The 3,163-nt window shown below is 63.7% G+C and carries 3 protein-coding genes; all 3 read left to right on the top strand.

Annotated elements, in window-relative coordinates:
• Positions 1-2: 2 nt before the first annotated feature.
• Genes IVB50_RS26015 through IVB50_RS26005 form a run of 3 tightly spaced genes read left to right on the top strand, consistent with a single transcriptional unit; the run spans position 3 to position 3,129 of the window.
• The gene (locus tag IVB50_RS26015; protein WP_247297732.1) at positions 3-1,202 is read left to right on the top strand and encodes a tyrosine-type recombinase/integrase; all 1,200 of its coding nucleotides are present in this window, start codon (positions 3-5) and stop codon (positions 1,200-1,202) included.
• On the top strand, positions 1,199-2,140 hold the full coding sequence (locus IVB50_RS26010) for a tyrosine-type recombinase/integrase (protein ID WP_247297731.1): 942 nt from the start codon (positions 1,199-1,201) through the stop codon (positions 2,138-2,140). The genes IVB50_RS26015 and IVB50_RS26010 overlap by 4 nt, the downstream gene beginning before the upstream one ends.
• The gene (locus IVB50_RS26005; protein ID WP_247297730.1) at positions 2,137-3,129 is read left to right on the top strand and encodes a tyrosine-type recombinase/integrase; all 993 of its coding nucleotides are present in this window, start codon (positions 2,137-2,139) and stop codon (positions 3,127-3,129) included. The genes IVB50_RS26010 and IVB50_RS26005 overlap by 4 nt, the downstream gene beginning before the upstream one ends.
• Positions 3,130-3,163: the final 34 nt, after the last annotated feature.

The raw sequence follows: 3,163 nt of genomic DNA, 5'->3' as shown, positions 1-3,163 counted from the left end.
ATTTGCAGACCTGCATCGAGCCGCATCTTGGCTCGTTCGCAGCGAGTTTTGCGGCGGAGAATTACAGCGCCGGCACGGTCAAGACCTACCTATCGATCCTACGAAAGGTGGGTCACGCGATGGATGTCCAGGGCATCGGTCCTTCAGCGTTGACGCTCGATATGGCCGAGCATCTGGGACGCAAGGTGCCGCGTAAGAAAACCGGCACGATATGGCCGTATAGGTTGGCCCGCCGGTTCGCGCAGCATCTCCTCGATATCGGCGTGACGCATCCAGTGCCGTTGAGCGAGGCGCAGCAAGCGCGTGCGGCCCTACTGGCGGACTTCGAGACCTATTTGGTCAAGCATCGCGGCCTTAGCCCGCGGACGATCTATCACACGCTGCGGTTCGCCAACCGGTTCCTCGATCATCGCTTTGGCGATGCGATGGTTGATCCGGGGCGGTTGCGGCCCGCCGACGTGATCAGCTTCCTTGAGCACGTAATGGCAAGTGCGCGGCGCGACAAGACGGTAGCGACGCATGTTCGTATCTTCCTGCAATATCTGTTCGGCAGTGGCGCGACAGCGACCAATCTAGCTCTGAGTCTGCCTCGAACGGCGAAACGCTGGGGAGCACGACTGCCGCGCCATCTGGTGCCCGAGGGCGTTGAGGCGGTGCTCGCCTGCGTGCGCCACAACCCGCGGCACGGGGCTCGGGACTATGCGATGCTGCTCATCATGGCCCGGCTTGGCTTGCGTGCTGCCGAGGTCATCGCGATCCGGTTGGACGACGTCGACTGGCGCGCGGGCGAACTCTTGGTTCGTGGCAAGGGCAAACTCCACGATCGCGTGCCGATCAGCTCGGAGGTTGGCGATGCGCTGAGCCGCTATCTGCGCGAGGAGCGCGGCCCCACGTCCTGCCGCATGATGTTCGTTACCCATCGCGCGCCACATCGTCCGTTCAATGACGGCCAAATCGTCAACGCCGTCCTAAAGGATGCCCTGAAGGCGACCGGCCAGAAACCGGTGACGCCCTATGTGGGATCGCACCTGCTGCGTCATAGCCTTGCGGTCCAGTTGGTGAACTCGGGTGCATCGCTCGACGAGGTGGGCGACGTGCTGCGGCATCGCTCACGCACATCGACCATGATATATGCCCGTCTCGACATAGATGGGCTGCGATCGATAGCAATGCCCTGGCCCGTAGTGGGAGGCGCGCAATGAGCCTCACCTCCCAACTCGATCGCTATCTGGCCGTGCGGCGCAGCCTCGGCTACGACCTGAGCACCAGCGAGCGCATCCTCCGCCGCTTCACGCGGTTTGCCGACCGCGAGCGTGCGACGCATATCGACACGGCGCTGTTCCTGCGCTGGCATGCTACGCTCGACGAGGCCAACGGCAGGACGCGAGCGGCGCGGCTTACCGTCGTGCGCCTCTTCGCGCAGTGGCTAAGTAGCTTCGATCTGGCGCATGAAGCCCCGCCCCGGGGATTGTTGCCGAATACCGTGATGCGCTCCCGACCGTATATCTACAGCGACGCGGAAGTCGCTTCGATCATCGCGGCCGCAATGGCACTTCCGTCGATTTGCGGATTGCGCGGGCTGACCTGCTCGACGCTGTTCGCACTCATCGCGATCACGGGCCTGCGCGTCAGCGAGGCGCTCGCGCTCGATGGAGACGACCTCGATGCCGATAATGGTGCGTTACGCGTCCGACAAGGTAAGAACGGTAAGGAGCGACTGCTGCCGCTCGACCCCAGCGCCGTCGAGCGACTGCTAGACTATCGCGTCAAACGCGACCGGTTGATCGGTCATCCGGCGAAGCCGATGTTCATAACTGACAAGGCGACTCGGCTCACCGACTGTGGGGCCCGCTACAACTTTGCGCAAGCATGCCAGCAGATCGGATTGCGATCCGAGCAGCAGTACCAGCGGCACGGCCGGGGACCGCGCATCCACGACCTGCGCCACACCTTCGCCGTGCGTACGATGATCAACTGGTACCGGACTGGCAAGGACCCGGCGCGCGAGATGATCCGGCTGACGACCTATCTGGGTCATAGCAACCCTTCTGGAACATATTGGTATCTGGAGGCGGTCCCGGAGCTGCTCGATCTAGCGATGGGCCGCGCCACCGCGAGCGGCGGGGAGATGGCACAATGAGCACCATCGCCTTACCTGCGCTGATCCAGCGCTTCTTCACCGAGCGGCTTTGCACGCAACTGGAGGCGAGCCGACATACGGTCGCTGGCTATCGCGATACGTTCCGGCTACTGCTCAGGTACGCGAGCACTCGCCGCAACAAGCCGCCAGTCAACCTGACGGTCGAAGATATCGACGCCGATCTGGTCGCGGACTTCCTCGCCCATACCGAGACCACGCGGGGCAATAGCGCCCGCAGCCGCAACACCCGGCTCGCGGCGATCCGATCGTTCTTCCGCTTCGTCGCGATGACCGATCCGACCTGGCTACTACACTGCCAGCGTATCCTGGCCATGCCCAACAAGCGCTATGTGAAGCGTGCAGTTACGTTCCTCGATGCCGAAGAGATGGCGGCGTTGCTGGCGGCTCCGGATCGCACCACATGGGCGGGCCGGCGCGATCATGCTCTGCTGTTGCTCGCAATCCAGACAGGCCTGCGAGCTTCCGAACTGGTCGGCCTTACCCGGGGCGATGTCGCGCTTGGAACCGGCGCTCACATCCGTTGCATGGGCAAGGGCCGCAAGGAGCGCGCCACCCCACTTCGCCGCGAGACAGCCAAGCTGCTGGCGACGTGGATCGGCAACGACAAAGACCAGAGCAAGCCGCTGTTCCCGTCGATCCGGGGCGAACGGCTGAGCCGTGACGCTCTTGAGCATCTGGTCCGCAAGCACTGCCTCACGGCGTCGCGCGCGTGCCCGAGCATCGGCACCAAGCGGGTCACACCGCATACGCTGCGCCACAGCACGGCGATGGACCTGCTCCATCATGGCGTCGATCCTGCGGTGATCGCGCTCTGGCTTGGTCACGAGAACGTCGAGACCACCCAGATCTACATCCACGCCGATATGCGGATGAAGGAAAAGGCGCTCGCTCTCGTCGCCGCACCATCCGCGCCGCCGGGTCGGTTCCGGCCGGACGACAAACTGCTCGCGTTCCTTGAAGGGCTCTGATTATGCCGAACAGCCGCATGGCCAACACCGGGAT

This window comes from Bradyrhizobium sp. 87 (genome assembly GCF_023073015.1).
Taxonomy (GTDB): domain Bacteria; phylum Pseudomonadota; class Alphaproteobacteria; order Rhizobiales; family Xanthobacteraceae; genus Bradyrhizobium; species Bradyrhizobium canariense_D.
Note: the sequence above shows the minus strand (reverse complement) of the source record. Positions and strands in the feature narration are given on the sequence as shown.